General features: G+C 70.2%; 13 protein-coding genes. 8 read left to right on the top strand and 5 right to left on the bottom strand.

Translation table 11 applies throughout. The annotated features are described in order from the left end of the window. Positions 1–53: 53 nt before the first annotated feature. Together FCG67_RS20595 and FCG67_RS20600 are read right to left on the bottom strand one after the other, a co-directional pair. Positions 54–2,735: a bifunctional acetate--CoA ligase family protein/GNAT family N-acetyltransferase gene (locus tag FCG67_RS20595; RefSeq protein WP_136911516.1), complete on the bottom strand. Its 2,682-nt coding sequence runs from the start codon at positions 2,733–2,735 to the stop codon at positions 54–56. After that, the gene (locus tag FCG67_RS20600) at positions 2,728–4,014 is read right to left on the bottom strand and encodes an acetoin utilization protein AcuC (protein WP_136911517.1); all 1,287 of its coding nucleotides are present in this window, start codon (positions 4,012–4,014) and stop codon (positions 2,728–2,730) included. The genes FCG67_RS20595 and FCG67_RS20600 overlap by 8 nt, the downstream gene beginning before the upstream one ends. Positions 4,015–4,139: 125 nt before the next feature. Between FCG67_RS20600 and FCG67_RS20605 the strand changes: the two genes are divergently transcribed. The 3 genes from FCG67_RS20605 (at position 4,140) to FCG67_RS20615 (ending at position 6,908) form a co-directional block, all read left to right on the top strand. Further along, positions 4,140–4,826 (top strand): iron-dependent transcriptional repressor DtxR, encoded by a 687-nt coding sequence (locus FCG67_RS20605; RefSeq protein WP_136911518.1) that lies wholly within the window; start codon positions 4,140–4,142, stop codon positions 4,824–4,826. Positions 4,827–4,830: 4 nt separating this feature from the next. Then, positions 4,831–5,826, top strand: a complete 996-nt coding sequence (galE, locus tag FCG67_RS20610) for a UDP-glucose 4-epimerase GalE (RefSeq protein ID WP_136911519.1) — start codon at positions 4,831–4,833, stop codon at positions 5,824–5,826. A 71-nt stretch (positions 5,827–5,897) separates the two neighbouring features. After that, positions 5,898–6,908, top strand: coding sequence for a phosphatidylinositol-specific phospholipase C (locus FCG67_RS20615; protein WP_246045194.1), 1,011 nt, complete (start codon positions 5,898–5,900; stop codon positions 6,906–6,908). A gap of 13 nt (positions 6,909–6,921) precedes the next feature. On the opposite strand, the gene FCG67_RS20620 is transcribed toward FCG67_RS20615, so the two are convergent. Then, the gene (locus tag FCG67_RS20620) at positions 6,922–7,959 is read right to left on the bottom strand and encodes a DUF4192 domain-containing protein (RefSeq protein WP_136911520.1); all 1,038 of its coding nucleotides are present in this window, start codon (positions 7,957–7,959) and stop codon (positions 6,922–6,924) included. Between the two features lie 100 nt (positions 7,960–8,059). Beyond that, the gene (locus FCG67_RS20625; protein ID WP_136911589.1) at positions 8,060–8,710 is read right to left on the bottom strand and encodes a DUF5642 family protein; all 651 of its coding nucleotides are present in this window, start codon (positions 8,708–8,710) and stop codon (positions 8,060–8,062) included. 321 nt (positions 8,711–9,031) lie between these two features. On the opposite strand from FCG67_RS20625, the gene FCG67_RS20630 reads away from it, so the two are divergent. From FCG67_RS20630 to FCG67_RS20645, 4 genes are all read left to right on the top strand, one after another. After that, on the top strand, positions 9,032–9,982 hold the full coding sequence (locus FCG67_RS20630) for a proteasome assembly chaperone family protein (RefSeq protein WP_136911521.1): 951 nt from the start codon (positions 9,032–9,034) through the stop codon (positions 9,980–9,982). A 99-nt stretch (positions 9,983–10,081) separates the two neighbouring features. Beyond that, positions 10,082–11,119: an alpha/beta fold hydrolase gene (locus FCG67_RS20635; protein WP_136911522.1), complete on the top strand. Its 1,038-nt coding sequence runs from the start codon at positions 10,082–10,084 to the stop codon at positions 11,117–11,119. Positions 11,120–11,145: 26 nt separating this feature from the next. Beyond that, complete coding sequence (locus FCG67_RS20640; protein WP_136911523.1) at positions 11,146–13,650, top strand: DEAD/DEAH box helicase; 2,505 nt, start codon at positions 11,146–11,148, stop codon at positions 13,648–13,650. Between the two features lie 5 nt (positions 13,651–13,655). Further along, positions 13,656–15,086 carry an amidohydrolase gene (locus tag FCG67_RS20645; RefSeq protein WP_136911590.1) on the top strand — a complete coding sequence of 477 codons (1,431 nt, stop codon included), beginning with the start codon at positions 13,656–13,658 and terminating at the stop codon, positions 15,084–15,086. Here FCG67_RS20645 and FCG67_RS20650 read toward each other — a convergent pair. Next, the gene (locus FCG67_RS20650) at positions 15,083–15,520 is read right to left on the bottom strand and encodes a DUF5997 family protein (protein WP_136911524.1); all 438 of its coding nucleotides are present in this window, start codon (positions 15,518–15,520) and stop codon (positions 15,083–15,085) included. The two genes, FCG67_RS20645 and FCG67_RS20650, sit on opposite strands and share 4 nt — an antisense overlap. A 55-nt stretch (positions 15,521–15,575) precedes the next feature. Here FCG67_RS20650 and FCG67_RS20655 point away from each other — a divergent pair, with 55 nt between their 5' ends. After that, on the top strand, positions 15,576–16,322 hold the full coding sequence (locus tag FCG67_RS20655; protein ID WP_136911525.1) for a LysR substrate-binding domain-containing protein: 747 nt from the start codon (positions 15,576–15,578) through the stop codon (positions 16,320–16,322). The last annotated feature ends 50 nt before the right edge of the window (positions 16,323–16,372 follow it).

Here is a 16,372-nt window from a genome sequence, read left to right on the forward strand (position 1 = left end):
GCGAAGGATCGGCCGGCGCGACTACGTTCCGGGGCTCTGTCGGTTGCAGGGCTCTAGCGCAGCCGGCGCGGACCCAGGTCGGCCCGGCTCGGCTCGGGGCCGATCCGAACCCGGGTGTCGGTGATCTCGGCCCCCATCGCGCTGGCCAGCACCGGTTCGCAGACGAGCTCGCGCACCTCGGGCAGGTCGTCGGCGAGCGCGGAGACCCGCTGCACCAGATCCACCAGGGCACTCTTGTCGACCGGTGCCGCGTTCCGGTAGCCGGACAGCAGCGGCGCGGCCTTCGGGGCGTCGATCAGTTCGGTCGCCTCGTCCTCCGTCAGTGGCAGCACCCGGTAGGCGCGGTCACCGAGCAGATCCGAGATCACCCCCGCGAGTCCGAACGAGATCAGCGAACCGAAGGACGGGTCGTCCTGCACCCCGACGACGCAACCGATTCCCTTGGTCGCCATCTTCTGCACGTGCAGAAGCGGTTCCGCCGACGCCACGGAGAGCGCGCGGTAGGCGTCGCGCACCGCGTCCGGGGTGCTGACGTCCAACCGCACCCCGCTGAGGTCGGGGCGGTGCCGCCACCCCTCGCGGGTCGCCTTGACCGCGACGGGGAAGCCGAGCGCCTTCGCCGCGGCGACCGCCTCGTCCTCGGATCGCGCCAGCGTGAAATCCACCACCCGCAGGCCGTAGCAGGCCAGCAACTCCGACGCCTCGAAATCGGTCAGCCAGCGTCCCTCGCCCGCACCCAGCCACGACTGCACCAGCGCCTCCGCGCGATCGGAGTCGATTCCGCTGGGGCGGACCACCTTCGAGGCAGGCCGCGACTTCCACTGGGCGTAACGCCAGGCGCGCGAGAGCGCCAGGGCGGCGCGCTCCGGCCCCGGATACGACGGAACCGACCCCCTGGTGGGATGACCGTCCTCGCCTCGGACCGCCAGCACGTCCGGGATGCCCTCCGCGGCAAGAAATGTCGTCACGATCGGCTTGCTGCTGTCCCGGGCCGCATCGCGCAGCGCCTTCGCGTACGGCTCGACGTCCACGCTCACCGGCGGCACGAACACCGCGAAGACCGAGTCCACCTCGGCGGACTCCAACGCGGCGCTCACCGCACCGGCGAACTCCGCCGGAGTGGACTGCGCGGCCAGGTCGACGGGCTTCGCGGGCTCGAGTCCCTCGCTGCGGGCCGCTCCCGCGGCCAGCACGCCGAGCGCCGACGAGTTGCCCACCACCGCGACCCTCGGCCCAGCGGGCAGCGGCTGGTAGCCGAGCAGCACGGCGCAGTCGAAGAGCTGGGCGATCGAGCCGACCTGCACGACTCCCGCCTGCTCGAACAATGCCGACACCACGGAGTCGTCGATCTCGACCCCGTTCGCGGCGAGCGCCTCGGGCACCGCGTGCCTGCCGGACTTCACCGCCACGATCGGCTTGTTCCGGCCGACCCGGCGCGCGATCCGGGAGAACTTACGCGGGTTGCCGAAGCTCTCCAGGTACAGCAGCACCACCTCGGTCTCGGGGTCCGAGTCCCAGTACTGCAGTAGATCGTTACCGGAGACGTCGGCACGGTTGCCCGCCGAGACGAAGGTGGACAGGCCGAGCTGACGGCGCGCCGCCTCGTCGAGGATCGCGATGCCGAGCGCGCCGGACTGGCAGAAGAACCCGACCCGGCCCGGCGGCGGCAGCTCGGGCGCGAGGGTGGCGTTGAGCCGAACGGCCGCGCTGGTGTTCGCGACGCCGAGCGCGTTGGGACCGACCAGTCGCATCCCGTGCGCTCGTGCGGCGTGCACCAGCCGGCGCTCGGACTGGCGTCCGTCCGGGCCGGCGTCGCTGAACCCGCCGGACACCACGACCAGCGCCTTGACGCCCTTCGCGAGGCAGTCGTCGAGGACCGAGTCGATGGCCTCCGCCGGAACCGCCACCACCGCGAGGTCCACATCGTCGGGAATGTCGTGCACCGTCGGGTAGGCCCGGACCCCCCGCACGGAGCGGTTCTCGGCGTTGACCGGGTAGACCGGCCCGGTGAACCCGGCGCCGAGCAGGTTGCGCAGCACCGCGTTGCCCACCTTCGCGGCGTCGGTCGACGCGCCGATCAGGGCGACCGACTGCGGGCTGAGCAGGTTGCGGACGCTCCGGGCCTCCGTGGCCCGTTCGCGAGAATTACGAACCGCGACAAGGGTTTCGGTGGGATCGATGGCGAACTCGAGCCGCAGCACACCGCCCTCGTAGGTTCGGCTGACCTGGTATCCGGCCTCCCGGAACACGGTCACCATGTTCCGGTTCTCGGCGAGCACCTCGGCCACGAACATGGTCAGGCCGTTCTCGGCGGCGGCCGCGGCCAGGTGCTCGAGCAGGATCGGTCCGAGCCCGCGTCCCTGGTGCGCGTCGGCGACCACGAACGCGACCTCCGCGGACCTGCCGTCGCCGACGTCGAGCAGCCGCTCGTACCGGCCGACCGCGATGATCTCGTCGCCGAGGACGGCCACGAACGCAACCCGGTCCTTGTGGTCGACGGTGGTGAACCGCTTGAGGTCGCGCTGCGACATCGTCGGGTACGGGCCGAAGTAGCGCAGGTAGCGGGTGCGCTCGGACAACTTGGCGTGGAACGCGATCAGCCGGTCTGCGTCGTCCGGCGAGATCGGCCGCAGGGCCGCGACTCCGCCGTCGGTGAGCAGCACGTCCGCCAGCCAGTGTTTGGGGAACGGTGCACGCGGTTCGGCGTCGGTACCCCCGGTCGCGGGCTCAGTCACGGGGATCCTCCGGGTCGAGGCCGAGCAGCGGGAAGGCAGCGCGACGGGTTGCGGCGATCGCCGAATCCACCCGGACCAGAGCGCGATCCATCGATTCGACGCCGGTCTCCGGGGTGCCGCCGGGTCCGTCCCAGGACAGGTAGGTCGCCTCGCTGCCGTCGCCCATCGTTTCCGGCAGCTCGACGCTCGGCGCCAGCGTCGAGACCCGGTCGCGCCAGGACTGCGGCACCGCGAGCGCGGGATCGATGTCGCGGTCGAGCGCCGCGGCGATCAGGTGCGTCCACGCGCGCGGGACCACCCGCACCAGCCCGTAGCCGCCGCCGCCGACGGCCAGCCAGCGCCCCTCCGCGTACCGATCCGCGAGCTGACGCATCGCAAGGAACGCCGCCCGCTGACCGTCGACCGTCAGCGAGAGATCCGCAAGCGGGTCCTCCCTGTGGCTGTCCACGCCGCACTGGCTGATCACGATCTGCGGCTTGAAGGCCGCCATCGCCGCAGGAACGACGGCGTGAAAACCCCTCAGCCACACCGAGTCCACGGTCCCGGGCAGCACCGGCAGGTTGATCGTCGCACCCTCGGCCGCGCCCGATCCGATCTCGCTCGACCATCCGGTGTTCGGCCACAGCGTCGCCGGGTGCTGATGGATGGACACGGTCAGGACCCTGGGGTCGCCGAGGAAGGCATGCTGGACGCCGTCCCCGTGATGGGCGTCCACGTCGATATAGGCGATGCGATCGAAACCGTTGTCGAGCAACCAGGAGATCGCGATCGCGGCGTCGTTGTAGACACAGAAGCCGGAGGCCCAGTCGGACATCGCGTGGTGCATCCCGCCACCGATGCTGACGGCCCTGCGGGCCCGGCCCGACGCGATCTCCTTCGCCGCGGTGAGCGTTCCACCTGCGAGAATTGCGCTCGCCTCGTGCATCCTGGGGAAGATCGGGTTGTCCTCGGTGCCGAGTCCGTGCGGGGCCACATCGCCGTCCGCGCGGGCGTCGGCCAGTCCCTGCAGCGGCCCCGCTCCTGCCGCCTTGACCGCGGCGACATAGGCGGGGGTGTGGATCCGCAGCAGGTCCGCGTCGGTGGCGGCGGAGGGGCGGACCAGCTCGGCACCCTCGATGAGACCGAGGCTCCGCGCGAGGTTCATCGTCAGCTCGAGTCGGGTGGGGTTCATCGGGTGGTCGGCGCTCCACCGGTAACTGAGATAGTCCGGACTCCAGACGACGGCCCGGTCCGAATTCGGGTGCGCATGCCCCACCGGGGGGCTGGAGGTCGAGGCCATACGATCCACGCTACTTGCGCGCCGCGGGAAGAGGCGAGGGGCGGGTGGCGTTGCGTCAGAGTGAGTGCAACGCCGATTCCCGCACGCATGCCGGTAGAATCGGCCACAGACGAAGGGGCGTGCAGGTGAAGGATCTTGTCGACACGACGGAGATGTACCTCCGTACCATCTACGACCTTGAAGAGGAAGGCGTGGTGCCGCTGCGGGCACGTATTGCCGAGCGGCTCGAGCAGAGCGGTCCGACGGTGAGCCAGACGGTCGCCAGGATGGAACGCGACGGTCTCCTGTTGGTGGCCGGTGACCGCCATCTCGAGTTGACCGACAAGGGTCGTGGACTCGCGATCGCCGTGATGCGCAAGCACCGGCTCGCCGAGCGACTGCTCGTCGATGTGATCGGACTCGACTGGGACCAGGTGCATGCCGAGGCCTGCCGCTGGGAGCACGTGATGAGCGAGGAGGTCGAGCGCCGTCTGGTCGAGGTGCTCGACAACCCCACCACCTCGCCCTATGGCAACCCGATCCCCGGCCTGGACGAACTCGGGCTGAACCGGCCCGCCGACAACGGCGAAACCCTGATCCGCCTGACCGATGTGCCGCCCGGGCAGCCCACCGCCGTGGTGGTGCGCAGGCTGGCCGAGCACGTGCAGTCCGATCCGGAGGTGATCGGCCGCCTCCGCGAGGCGGGTGTCGTCCCCGACGCACGCGTGACGGTGGAGACCAAGCCGGGTTCGGTGACGATCACCGTTCCGGGACACGAGGGTTTCGACCTGTCCGAGGAGATGGCGCACGCAGTCCAGGTCAAGCAGGTCTAGCGGCGTGCGACTCCTGGTCACCGGCGGTGCCGGCTATGTCGGCAGCGTGTGTGCGACCGTCCTGCTCGAGCGCGGTCACGAGGTGGTCGTCGTCGACGATCTGTCCACCGGGAACGCGGATGCGGTACCGACCGGGGCCGAGTTCGTCGAGGGCGACGTCGCCGAGGTCGCCTCGTCCGTTCTCGGCGACGGGTCGACCGAGCCCCGCTTCGACGGGGTGCTGCACTTCGCGGCGCAGTCGCTCGTCGGCGAATCGGTCGTCGCGCCCGAAAAGTACTGGCGCGGAAACGTCGTCACCACGATCGAGCTCCTCGAGGCGATGCGGGTCTCCCGCACACCGAAGCTGGTCTTCTCCTCGACGGCCGCGACGTATGGCGAGCCCGAGCGCTCCCCGATCACCGAGACGGATCCGACCAGGCCGACGAACCCCTACGGGGCCACGAAGCTGGCGATCGACCACGCGATCACCTCGTATGCCAATGCGTACGGGCTCGCTGCCACCAGCCTTCGCTATTTCAATGTGGCCGGCGCATACCGCGGCGCAGGCGAAAACCGGGTGGTGGAAACACATCTCATCCCGCTCGTGTTGCAGGTTGCCCTCGGTCAGCGGGACAAGATCTCGATCTTCGGCACCGACTGGCCGACCCAAGACGGTACCGCGGTCCGCGACTACATCCACGTCCTGGACCTCGCCGAGGCGCACCTGCTGGCGCTGGGGGCCGCGACCCCGGGCACACACAGCATCTACAACCTCGGCAGTGGGGCCGGTTTCAGTGTCCGCGAGGTGATCTCGGCCTGCCAGCGCGTCACCGGGCTGCCGATCGCTGTGGAGGACGCCCCGCGCCGTGCGGGCGATCCCGCGGTCCTCATCGCCTCCAGCGAGCGGGCCATCGCCGACCTCGGCTGGCGGCCGGAGCACACCGACCTCGACGAGATCGTCGCGGATGCCTGGGAGTTCTTGCAGCAGTTGGGCGACAGGTCACACGCACACCGCGGCTGACCCCACCCGTTCGACCTCCGATCACGCCGATACCACCCCACGGGGTGGTATCGGCGTGTCACGCTGCCACGATGACTTTCTCCGTCCGCAGGCGCGGGTTCGTGCGCGCCATGGTGGGTATCGCGATCGCAACCGTGGTGCTGCCTGCCCCGCTCGCGTCCGCGACCACCGGATCCGATGCCGGATCGACCACCGGATCGCTGCAATCGAGCGGCCTGGCCGAGGCCGTCCACCCCGACTGGATGGCCGGACTACCCGACGCCGCCGGGCTCGCGGAGCTGTCGCTCCCCGGCACCCACGACACGATGGCCTCCGGAGCCTCCGTCTTCGCACTCACCCAGGACACCGACCTGCCGACCCAGCTGAGGGCCGGGGTCCGCGTCGTCGACATCCGCACCCGGCATTTCCGGAATGTGTTCCCCATCCATCACGGGATCGAGTACCTGAACTCGAACTTCACCGACGTGGTGGTCGCGCTCACCGACTTCCTGCGCGCCCACCCCTCCGAGGCGATCGTCATGCGACTCAAGGAGGAGGACACCCCGGCGGAGAACACCCGCAGCTATGAGGACACGCTGAACTGGTACATCGACGAGAACCCCGGGACCCGGGATCGGTTGCGCGAGCATCTGTGGCGCCCGTCCGCCGGATACAGCGGCGGCCTGCCCAGCCTCGGCGAGGCCCGCGGCAAGCTCGTCGTCCTCCGGAGCTTCGACGCGATCGCGTGGCCGGGGCCGCGGTTCGGCGATGCGAGCATGGCGATCCAGGACACCTACGAGCTGACCGGCCTGGCCGACGTCGGCCGCAAGTGGGACCTGATCCGCGCACAGTTCGAGCGAGCCCGCACCGTGTCCCCCGACCTCCTCTTCATCAACCATCTCAGCGCCACCGGGAACCCCGCCGCCCTGGTGACGGGCACGGTCCCGGTCACGGTCGCGCGCGGCGTCCCCGGCGTCGTCGGGATCCTCCCCCGCACCCAGGAGTACCTGGAGACCGTCGGCCCTGGACGGCTGGGCGCGGTGATGGCCGACTTCCCGACCTCCGAACTGGTGACCGAGATCATCGAGCAGAACTTCCGCTGACCTGCCACGACACTCAACCGCCTTCGATCGGCCGCGGCATCCGCACCCCGATCCTCGCGGCCTCGTCGAACCCGGTCACCGCGAGCCCCGAGATGGTTTCCGGCCGCATGCCGGACTGCAACGCGGCGTCGAGCATGCCCGCCAGCCGATGCCGCGGGTTCGCCTCCAGCGCCGCGACGAGGGCCACCCCCGCCATCGGCCCGTCCCCGCGCGCGTAGGCGCTGTAGCCGAGCAGTGTCGCGGGCTCGGCCCGCTCGGGATCGGGCAACGCCCTGGCCAGCAGGATCCACAGCTGCTCGGCCGCGTCGGCCTCGGCGGTCAGCGCGAGCGACAGCAACGCGTCGCGCACCGGCGGGTTCGACAGCGCCCTGGCCAGGTCCGCGAGGTCGTGCAGGTGTGGCGTCTGTCCCGAGGCCAGCTCCGCGATCCGGGTGAGCACCAGCCGCAGTTCGTCACGTGGGCGCGAACGGCGCGCGGGCCGGTCGCGCAGCAGCTCCGCGAGCCGGGCACGCTCCCGCTCCGGCTGCGGGGCCACGACCGCCTCCAGTTCCTCGCGCGAAGACCGGATCGCGCGGCCGCCGACCACCTGGGCGAGCGCGACGCCGGACGCCGCCGGGTCCGGGAGCCGTCCGCGACGGGGGTCGCCGCACAGTCCTCGCCACGGCCGTCCCGCCTCGATCTCGGGTACGACGAGCGCTCCGACCAGAACGACGTCGCGACCGCCCAGGTGCAGGTCGAGTTCGCCGACCACGGCGTGGTGCATGCCGGTCGCCCGCCGCTGGTCCACGATCACCGCGATGACCGCGCCGATGTCCTCGCGCGCGCAGACGAGGGACATCCGTTCGATGGCCTCCCGGTCGAGCGGGCCGAGAGCGCCGTCCGGCAGGTCGTGCCGCATCACCGCCCGCACCCGGGCGGGGCCGTCGCCGCCGTCGAGACAGACGAGGACCAGCGAATGTGCGGGCCGAAACCCCAGCATCGCGGGGATCGCCGCGATCAGGTCACCGGGGTCGCCGATTCGGACCGGTTGGTCGGGATGCATGGTTGTCATGGCCAGGACCATGCCGCCATGCCCCGACCGGGCCACGGCCGCGACCTGCGGCTTCGCCGGGCCTGTGGAGGGAAACCGGACTATCCACAGGTGCGGACGGTCAGGCCGCGTTGACCCGCTGCACAGCCTCCGTGAACACCTGGTCGAGCACCACCGTGTCCGGCTTTCCATCGCCGAACGACATGTAGGTCGCCGAAACCCGCACGTCATCGATCTGCGCGACGAGCGTGAGCATCGATTGGGTCACCTTCCCGGCACCCTTGCCCGAGGTCACGGTCTGTCGCATGGCGATGGTGTCGTCCGCGTTCAGCGGCGGCGCAGGCAGGATCTCGGTCCGCACGACCGCCTCGGCGCCGTCCTTGGTGGTGGTCACCTCCAGGCACCGCTCGATCTCCCCGGTGCGCTTGTCGAGCGGCAGATCCGATCGCATCAGCTCCACCGAGATCGTGGACCTGTTCGCGTTGTCGGTGCCGACGATCATCGCCGTGCCGTCCGGGCCGTAGTCCTGGGCGGGCGGCTTGCACCCGGGCGGGTCGACCTTCGCGCCCGGCGGGATCCCGTCCAGGTCCGCGGCGGCCTGCGAGACGGCATGGGGCGGCAACACGATGGCCTGGTAGGGCGCCGGAAAATCGGTGGGGGTCAACAACATCGACTCCAGTGTCGCGTCCACCCGTCCGTCCTCGCCGGTCCCCGCCGACGACGAGGGGTCGGATGCGGACGAGGGGCCTGCGGCGGCCACCGGGCTCGCCATGCCGTCCACCGTGGACGAACACCCGGCGACACCCAGGCATGCGCCCACGGCGAGGCCCGCGATCAGGATGCGGCGCTTCAACGGAAAGTCCTCCAGTACTCGCGGGACACTGCCCCACCACTGTGCCACCTCCGCAGGCCGGGCCGCCGCAGGCCGGCTCCGGTGTCGTCGAACGGCAGTTCGCTGTAAGCACAAAACGCGCACAAAACGCCGGTTCCGGGAATGAATGTGACGCCACGGCACGTTTTTCCGATATCGGGTGTGGGTGCTCGCAGCCGTGTGGGGGACACTGAGAGTGAACGAAACGCGAAGGGATCACTGATGGACGATCAGTCGAGGATGTACGAGCTGGAATTCCCGGCGCCCCAGGTGTCCGCGGGCGACGGCCGAGGGCCGGTGCTGGTGCATGGTCTCGAGGGATTCTCCGATGCGGGACACGCGGTGAAGATCGCCACCACCCACCTGCGCGAGAGCCTGGAGACCGAACTCGTCGCGTCGTTCTCCGTGGATGAGCTGATCGACTACCGATCCCGTCGACCCACGATGACCTTCAAGGCGGATCATTTCTCCGACTACGACGAGCCGGAGCTCAACCTGTACGCGCTCCGCGACACAGCTGGTACGCCGTTTCTGCTGCTCGCGGGCCTGGAGCCCGATCTGAAGTGGGAACGCTTCACTACCGCGGTGCGACTGCTCGCCGAGCAGCTCGGGGTGCGACGCACCATCTCCCTCGGCGCGATCCCGATGGCGATCCCGCACACCCGCCCGCTCGGGGTGACGGCGCATTCGACGAACAAGGACCTGATCGGCGAAAACCAGAGCTGGTCCGGGGAACTGCAGATCCCGGGCAGCGCCTCCGCGCTGCTGGAGCTGCGGATGGCCCAGCACGGTCACGAGTCGATGGGCTACTCCGTGCACGTGCCGCACTACCTGGCGCAGACGGACTATCCGGCGGCCGCGGAGACGCTGCTGGAGAACCTCGGTGAGATCGCCGACCTGGAGCTGCCGCTGGCCGCCCTCGGTGAGGCGGCCGCCCGCGTCCGCGAGCAGGTCGACGCGCAGATCACCGGCAATGACGAGGTCCAGTCCGTCGTCTCTGCCCTCGAACGCCAGTACGACTCGTTCGTCGCGGCGCAGGAGCGCCAGTCCACCCTGCTCGCCGGGGAGGCCGACCTGCCCAGCGGCGACGAACTCGGCGCGGAATTCGAGAAATTCCTCGCTGAGCAGGCCGGACTGGACGAGAAGACCGACCGAGACGAGCCTGATCTGTGACTCGGATGCACAGTTACCCGGCGGGCCGACCCCCCGAACTATACGATCGCCCAAGTCAGTGACTTAGGGGTCGGCACAGCCGGCGACAGAGGAGGCGACATGAGTGAACGCAAGGGCCGCGCCTTGCGGCCGGTTCCGAACACCGAACCGCGCCTCGTCTTCCGGACCGTGCACGGGTACCGGCGGGCCTTCCGGATGGCGGGCGAGGGTCCGCCGATCCTGCTGATCCACGGCATCGGCGACAACTCGTCGACCTGGAACGACATCATCCCGCACCTCGCCAAGCACTTCACGGTGATCGCGCCCGACCTGCTCGGCCACGGCCGTTCGGACAAACCCCGTGCCGACTACTCCATCGCGGCCTACGCGAACGGGATGCGGGATCTGCTCACGGTGCTCGGCTACGACCGCGTCACGGTCATCGGCCATTCGCTGGGCGGCGGCGTCGCGCTGCAGTTCGCGTACCAGTTCCCGCAGATGATCGAACGCCTCGTGGTGGTCTCCGCCGGGGGCGTGACCAAGGACGTCAACCCCGCGCTGCGCTTCGCCTCGCTGCCGATCGCGAACCAGTCGCTGCGCCTGCTGCAGATCCCCGGCACCATCTCCGCTCTCGGGGTGCTCGGCAAGATCGCCGACCAGCTGTACCGAGGGCCCTTCAAGGCGGTGCGGGTCTTCCACGACGCGCCCGACCTGGTGCGAGTGCTCAGCGACCTGCCCGATCCCACCGCGCGAGAGGCCTTCCTGCGCACCCTGCGTGCGGCCGTGGACTGGCGGGGCCAGGCCATCACCATGTTGGACCGCTGTTACCTCACGGCCGACCTGCCTGTGCAGATCATCTGGGGCGATGTCGACTCGGTGATCCCGGTCAGCCACGCCCACCTCGCACACTCCGCGTTGCCGGGCTCACGCCTGGAGATCTTCCGCGGTAGTGGCCATTTCCCGTTCCACGACGACCCCATTCGCTTCCTGCAGGTGGTCGAGGACTTCATCGCGAGCACCGCGCCGCTGGAGTTCGATCCGGAGAAGTGGCGGCAGATGCTCGTCGACGGCGTCGGCGAATCGCAGATCACCGGCACCGATTCGACCCGCGAGGCCGTGCTGGAGGCGATGGGCTCGGACGAGCGAAGCGCGACCTGACTCCGGACAGGCCGTAACCTGGGTCGGTGCTGCTCTCCGACCTGGTCCCCGCGAGTCCCGATGCCGACTCGCTCTTCGACGCCTTCTCACGGTGGACGGCCGAACAGGGCCTGACCCTGTATCCGGCGCAGGAGGAGTCGCTGATCGAGGTGGTCTCGGGCGCGAACGTCATCCTGTCGACACCGACGGGGTCAGGCAAGTCGATGGTGGCGATCGGCGCCCATTTCGCGGCGCTCGCCGAGGGCAGGCGCACCTACTACACAGCACCGATCAAGGCGCTGGTGAGCGAGAAGTTCTTCGCCCTCTGCGAGGTGTTCGGCGCCGAGAACGTGGGCATGATGACCGGCGACGCCTCGGTCAACGCAGGCGCGCCGATCATCTGCGCAACCGCGGAGATCGTGGCGAACCTGGCGCTGCGGCAGGGCGCCGACTCCGACATCGGCCAGGTCGTGATGGACGAGTTCCACTACTACTCCGAGCCGGACCGCGGATGGGCCTGGCAGGTCCCGCTGATCGAGCTCCCGCACGCCCAGTTCCTGCTGATGTCCGCGACGCTCGGTGACGTCTCGTTCTTCCAGGAGGACCTGACCCGCCGGACCGGGCGCCCGACAACGCTGGTCGGCGGCACCGAACGGCCGGTGCCGCTGTCCTTCTCGTATGCCCGCACCCCCATCGGCGAGACCATCGAGGAACTGGCCACCACCAACCAGGCGCCCGTGTACGTGGTGCACTTCACCCAGGCCGCGGCGCTCGAACGGGCGCAGGCGTTGACCAGTGTCAACATGAGCAGCCGGGAGGAAAAGGACGCCATCGCGGAGGCGATCGGCAGTTTCCGGTTCAGCACCGGCTTCGGAAAGACATTGTCCCGCTTGGTCCGGCACGGCATCGGCGTGCACCACGCCGGCATGCTGCCCAAGTACCGCCGGCTCATCGAGAAGCTCGCGCAAGACGGACTGCTCAAGGTCATCTGCGGAACCGACACCCTCGGCGTCGGCATCAACGTGCCGATCCGGACCGTGCTGCTGACCGGGCTCACCAAGTACGACGGCACCAGGACGCGGCACCTGCGGGCCCGCGAGTTCCATCAGATCGCCGGCCGGGCGGGCCGGGCCGGCTACGACACCATGGGCACCGTGGTGGTGCAGGCCCCGGAGTACGAGATCGAGAACCACCGGCTCGTGGCGCGGGCGGGCGACGACCCGAAGAAGCTCAAGAAGATCCAGCGCAAGAAGCCGCCGGAGGGCTTCGTGTCCTGGGGGGAACCGACGTTCGAGCGACTCGTCTCCGCTTCCCCCGAGCAGCTCACGTCCCGGTTCCGGGTCTCGAACTCGATGCTGCTCAACGTGATCGCCCGCCCGGGCAACTGCTTCGACGCGATGCGTCACCTCCTCGAGGACAGCCACGAGACCCGTCCCCAGCAGCGCAAGCACATCCTCCGGGCGATCGCGCTGTACCGCGGGCTGCTCCAGGCGGGCATCGTCGAGCAACTCGACGCACCGGACCCGGACGGGTCATGGGCCAGGCTGACGGTGGACCTGCAGCGCGACTTCGCACTCAACCAGCCGCTGTCGCCCTTCGCGCTCGCCGCGATCGAACTGCTCGACCAGGAGTCGGTGACCTACGCCCTCGACGTGGTGTCGGTGATCGAGTCGACCCTGGACGACCCCCGCCAGATCCTGATGGGCCAGCAGCACCATGCCCGAGGTGAGGCGGTCGCGCAGATGAAGGCCGACGGCATCGAGTACGACGAGCGGATGGAGCTGCTAGAGGAGATCACCTGGCCGAAACCGTTGGAGGAACTGCTCTATCCCGCGTTCGAGATGTACCGCGGCGGGCACCCCTGGGTCTCCGAGTTCTCCCTCTCCCCCAAGTCGGTGGTGCGGGACATGGTGGAGAACGTGATGACGTTCGCCGAGCTGGTCAGCCACTACGGGCTGGCCCGCTCCGAGGGTCTGGTGCTGCGCTATCTCGCCGACGCCTACCGGGCGCTGCGTCAGACCGTGCCCGACGCGGCCCGCACCGAGGAGCTCGAGGACATCACCGAGTGGCTGGGCGAGCTGATCCGCCAGGTCGACTCGTCGCTGCTGGACGAGTGGGAGCAGCTGACCAATCCGGGCGTGGAGTCCGACGATCAGCAGATCGCGTTCGGCGCCGACATCCCGCGCCCGGTCTCCGCGAACACCAGGGCCTTCAAGGTGATGATCCGCAATGCGATGTTCAAGCGGATCGAGCTGGCCTCGCGCAAGCGCTGGGACGCGCTCGCCGAACTCGGCGACGGACTGGAGTCGGAGGACTGGTCCGATCTGATGGAGCTGTACTTCGACGAGTACGACGAGATCGGCACCGGGCCCGATGCCAGGGGACCGCAACTGTTCTCGGTCGAGGTGGAGCCGGAGCTGTGGCGGGTGCGCCAGACCATCGCCGATCCGCAGGGCGATCACGGCTGGGCGCTGGTCGGCGAGGTGAACCTGGCGGAGTCGGACGCGGCGGGCGAGGTGGTGTTCGACGAGTTCGAGGTCGTCGAGGGGTGAGCGCGATGCTGCTGCGGGGGGCTCGGTTGGCGCCGGGAGAGGCGCCGACGGATCTGATGGTCACCGGCGACCGGATCGGCGGCGACGGCTCCGCCGCGCCGGACGTCGTCGATCTCGGTGGCCGGCTGGTGCTCCCGGGTCTGTGGGACGCGCACGTGCACCTTGACCAGTGGGCCCTCTCGCGCGCCGCGCTCGACCTGTCGGGGGCGACCTCCGCCGCGCACGCCGTTCGGTTGATCGCGGAGCATCTGCCGTCCGCGGATACCGACGTCGTCGTCGCACACGGGTTCCGGGACGGCCTGTGGCCGGACTCCCCCACCGCCGCGCTGCTGGACGCGGCCACCGCGGACCGCCCGGTCGTCGCGATGAGCGGCGACCTGCACAGCGGCTGGTTCAACACCGCTGCGCTGCGGCGCTTCTCGCTCGCGCCGCACCCGAGCGGACTGCTCACCGAGACCGAGTTCATGCCCATCATGAACGACGTGCAGCGCGTCGACCCGGCGGTGCTCGATCGCCGGGTCGACGCGGCGGTACGGGCCGCGGCCGCGCGCGGGGTGGTCGGGGTGACGGACTTCGAGATCGCTGACAACCGCGCGGTGTGGGCGCGGCGGATCGCCGCGGGCACCGACCTGCTGCGGGTTCGGTGCGGCATCTGGCCGCGGTGGCTCGACCAGGCGATCGCCGACGGTGCGGGCACCGGGGACCCGGTGCCGGGCACCCGCGGGCTGGCGACGGTCGGGCCGATGAAGGTGATCGTGGACGGATCGCTCGGCACCAGGACCGCGTACTGCCACGACCCGTATCCGGGCGGCGGGAACGGGGTGCTGTCGGTGCCGCCGCGCGCGCTGATCGGGCTGATGTCGCGGGCCACCGGCCACGGGCTCGAGTGCGCGATCCACGCGATCGGCGACCAGGCCTGCGAGCACGTGCTCGACGCCTTCGCGGCCACCGGTGCACGCGGGTCCGTCGAGCACGCACAACTGGTGGCGGCGAAGGACTTTCGGCGCTTCGCCGACCTGGGTGTGACCGCGAGTGTCCAGCCCGCACACGTGCACGACGACGCGGACCTGGCCGAACGTTACTGGGCCGGCCGCACCGGCCGGGCCTTCCCGTACGGCACCCTGCTGTCCTCGGGTGTGCGGTTGGCGTTGGGCTCGGACGCCCCGGTGGCGCCGCTGGACCCGTTGCTGACCCTCGCCGCCGCGGTGGACCGCACCCTGCCCGACGGCCGGGTGTGGCACCGCGAACACGAGATCCCGTGGGAGGTTGCCCTCGCCGCGTCGACCGGCGGCCGCGCGAGGGTCACGACCGGTGACCTCGCGGACCTGGTGGTGCTGGACACCGACGAGCTGCCTGCCACCGGCGCCGGCCTGGCCTCGATGCCCGTGTGGGGCACGATGCTCGGCGGGCGGTGGACCTACGAACCGGCGGCCTAGTCCTCGTTCGGGTGGTGGATCGGCTTCGCGAACCGCTGCTTGCGGTTCGACTGCTCGCGGCGGGTCGCCTGCTGCTCCTTGATCCGCTTCTCGTCCTTGCGGACCTCCACCAGGGACTTGCGCTCGGCCTGCAGCCAGTCCGGCTGATCGGCGAGCAGCGCCTCGATCTGAGCGGTGGTGAGCGCCTCCTCGACGCCGCCGCGGGCCAGCCCGGCGATCGAGACGCCGAGCTTGTCGGCGACCACGGACTTCGGGTGCGGGCCCTCGGCGCGCAGGTCGGTCAGCCACTGCGGCGGGTTCGTGCGCAGCTCGGCGAGCTCGTCACGAGTCACCACGCCGTCGCGGAACTCGGCGGGGGTTGCCTCGAGGTAGACGTCCAGCTTCTTCGCGGCGGTCGCCGGCTTCATCGTCTGGGGTGTCTTCTGCGCGCTCATGGGGTTCAGCCTATCGAGCTGCCACCCGAGCTCCCCGCCCCGGTAGCCTGGCGGAATGACCGAGCCCGATGCGCCCACCCCGTTCCGGCTCGCCTATGTGCCCGGCGTCACGCCGTCCAAGTGGGTGCGGATCTGGGGCGAACGCCACCCCGACGTCCGGCTGGAGCTGGTCGTCACCACCGCGGCCGACGCGCCGACTCTGCTGCGTGACGGGCTCGCGGACGCCGGCCTGGTGCGGCTGCCGATCGACGGCGGCGGCCTGAGCGTGATCGCGCTCTACGAGGAGACCCCGGTCGTGGTGGTGCCGAAGGACCACGTGGTCACCGCGGCTGACGAGGTGTCGACGGCGGACCTGGAGGGCGAGATCGTGCTGCACCCGCTCGACGACGCCCTGGACTGGGAGTCGCTGCCGGGGACGCCCGCGGCCCAGCGGCCCGCCACCACCGCCGACGCGATCGAGCTGGTCGCGGCCGGGATCGGGGTGCTGGTGCTGCCACAGTCGCTGGCCCGGCTGCACCACCGCAAGGACCTCACCTACCGCACCGTCACCGATGCACCGGAATCGCCGGTCGCGCTGGCCTGGCCGCAGGACGCGACCACCGACCGGGTGGAGGAGTTCGTCGGGATCGTGCGCGGCCGCAGCGTCAACAGCTCCCGCGGTCGGGATGCGCAGGAGCCTGCCCCCAAGCGCACCGCCTCCCAGAAGGCCGCCGCGAAACAAGCGGCGCGGGTCAAGGCGGGCAAGAACCCGACCCCCCGGAACAGCAAGGGCGGCAAGCCCGCCAAGCGCGGCAGGCGCTGACGCGCCTGTGCGCGGTTGACGAGTCCTGAGACTCGTCAACCGCGCACAGG

It is taken from the genome of Rhodococcus oryzae (genome assembly GCF_005049235.1).
Classification (GTDB): domain Bacteria; phylum Actinomycetota; class Actinomycetes; order Mycobacteriales; family Mycobacteriaceae; genus Rhodococcus_G; species Rhodococcus_G oryzae.

Coding starts and splice junctions, on each gene's coding strand:
- FCG67_RS20600 (WP_136911517.1), bottom strand. CDS start 4,014: ATGGCCTCGACCTCCAGCCCCCCGGTGGGGCATGCGCACCCGAATTCG.
- FCG67_RS20615 (WP_246045194.1), top strand. CDS start 5,898: ATGACTTTCTCCGTCCGCAGGCGCGGGTTCGTGCGCGCCATGGTGGGT.
- FCG67_RS20620 (WP_136911520.1), bottom strand. CDS start 7,959: ATGACAACCATGCATCCCGACCAACCGGTCCGAATCGGCGACCCCGGT.
- FCG67_RS20625 (WP_136911589.1), bottom strand. CDS start 8,710: ATGGCGAGCCCGGTGGCCGCCGCAGGCCCCTCGTCCGCATCCGACCCC.
- FCG67_RS20630 (WP_136911521.1), top strand. CDS start 9,032: ATGGACGATCAGTCGAGGATGTACGAGCTGGAATTCCCGGCGCCCCAG.
- FCG67_RS20635 (WP_136911522.1), top strand. CDS start 10,082: ATGAGTGAACGCAAGGGCCGCGCCTTGCGGCCGGTTCCGAACACCGAA.
- FCG67_RS20645 (WP_136911590.1), top strand. CDS start 13,656: ATGCTGCTGCGGGGGGCTCGGTTGGCGCCGGGAGAGGCGCCGACGGAT.
- FCG67_RS20650 (WP_136911524.1), bottom strand. CDS start 15,520: ATGAGCGCGCAGAAGACACCCCAGACGATGAAGCCGGCGACCGCCGCG.
- FCG67_RS20655 (WP_136911525.1), top strand. CDS start 15,576: ATGACCGAGCCCGATGCGCCCACCCCGTTCCGGCTCGCCTATGTGCCC.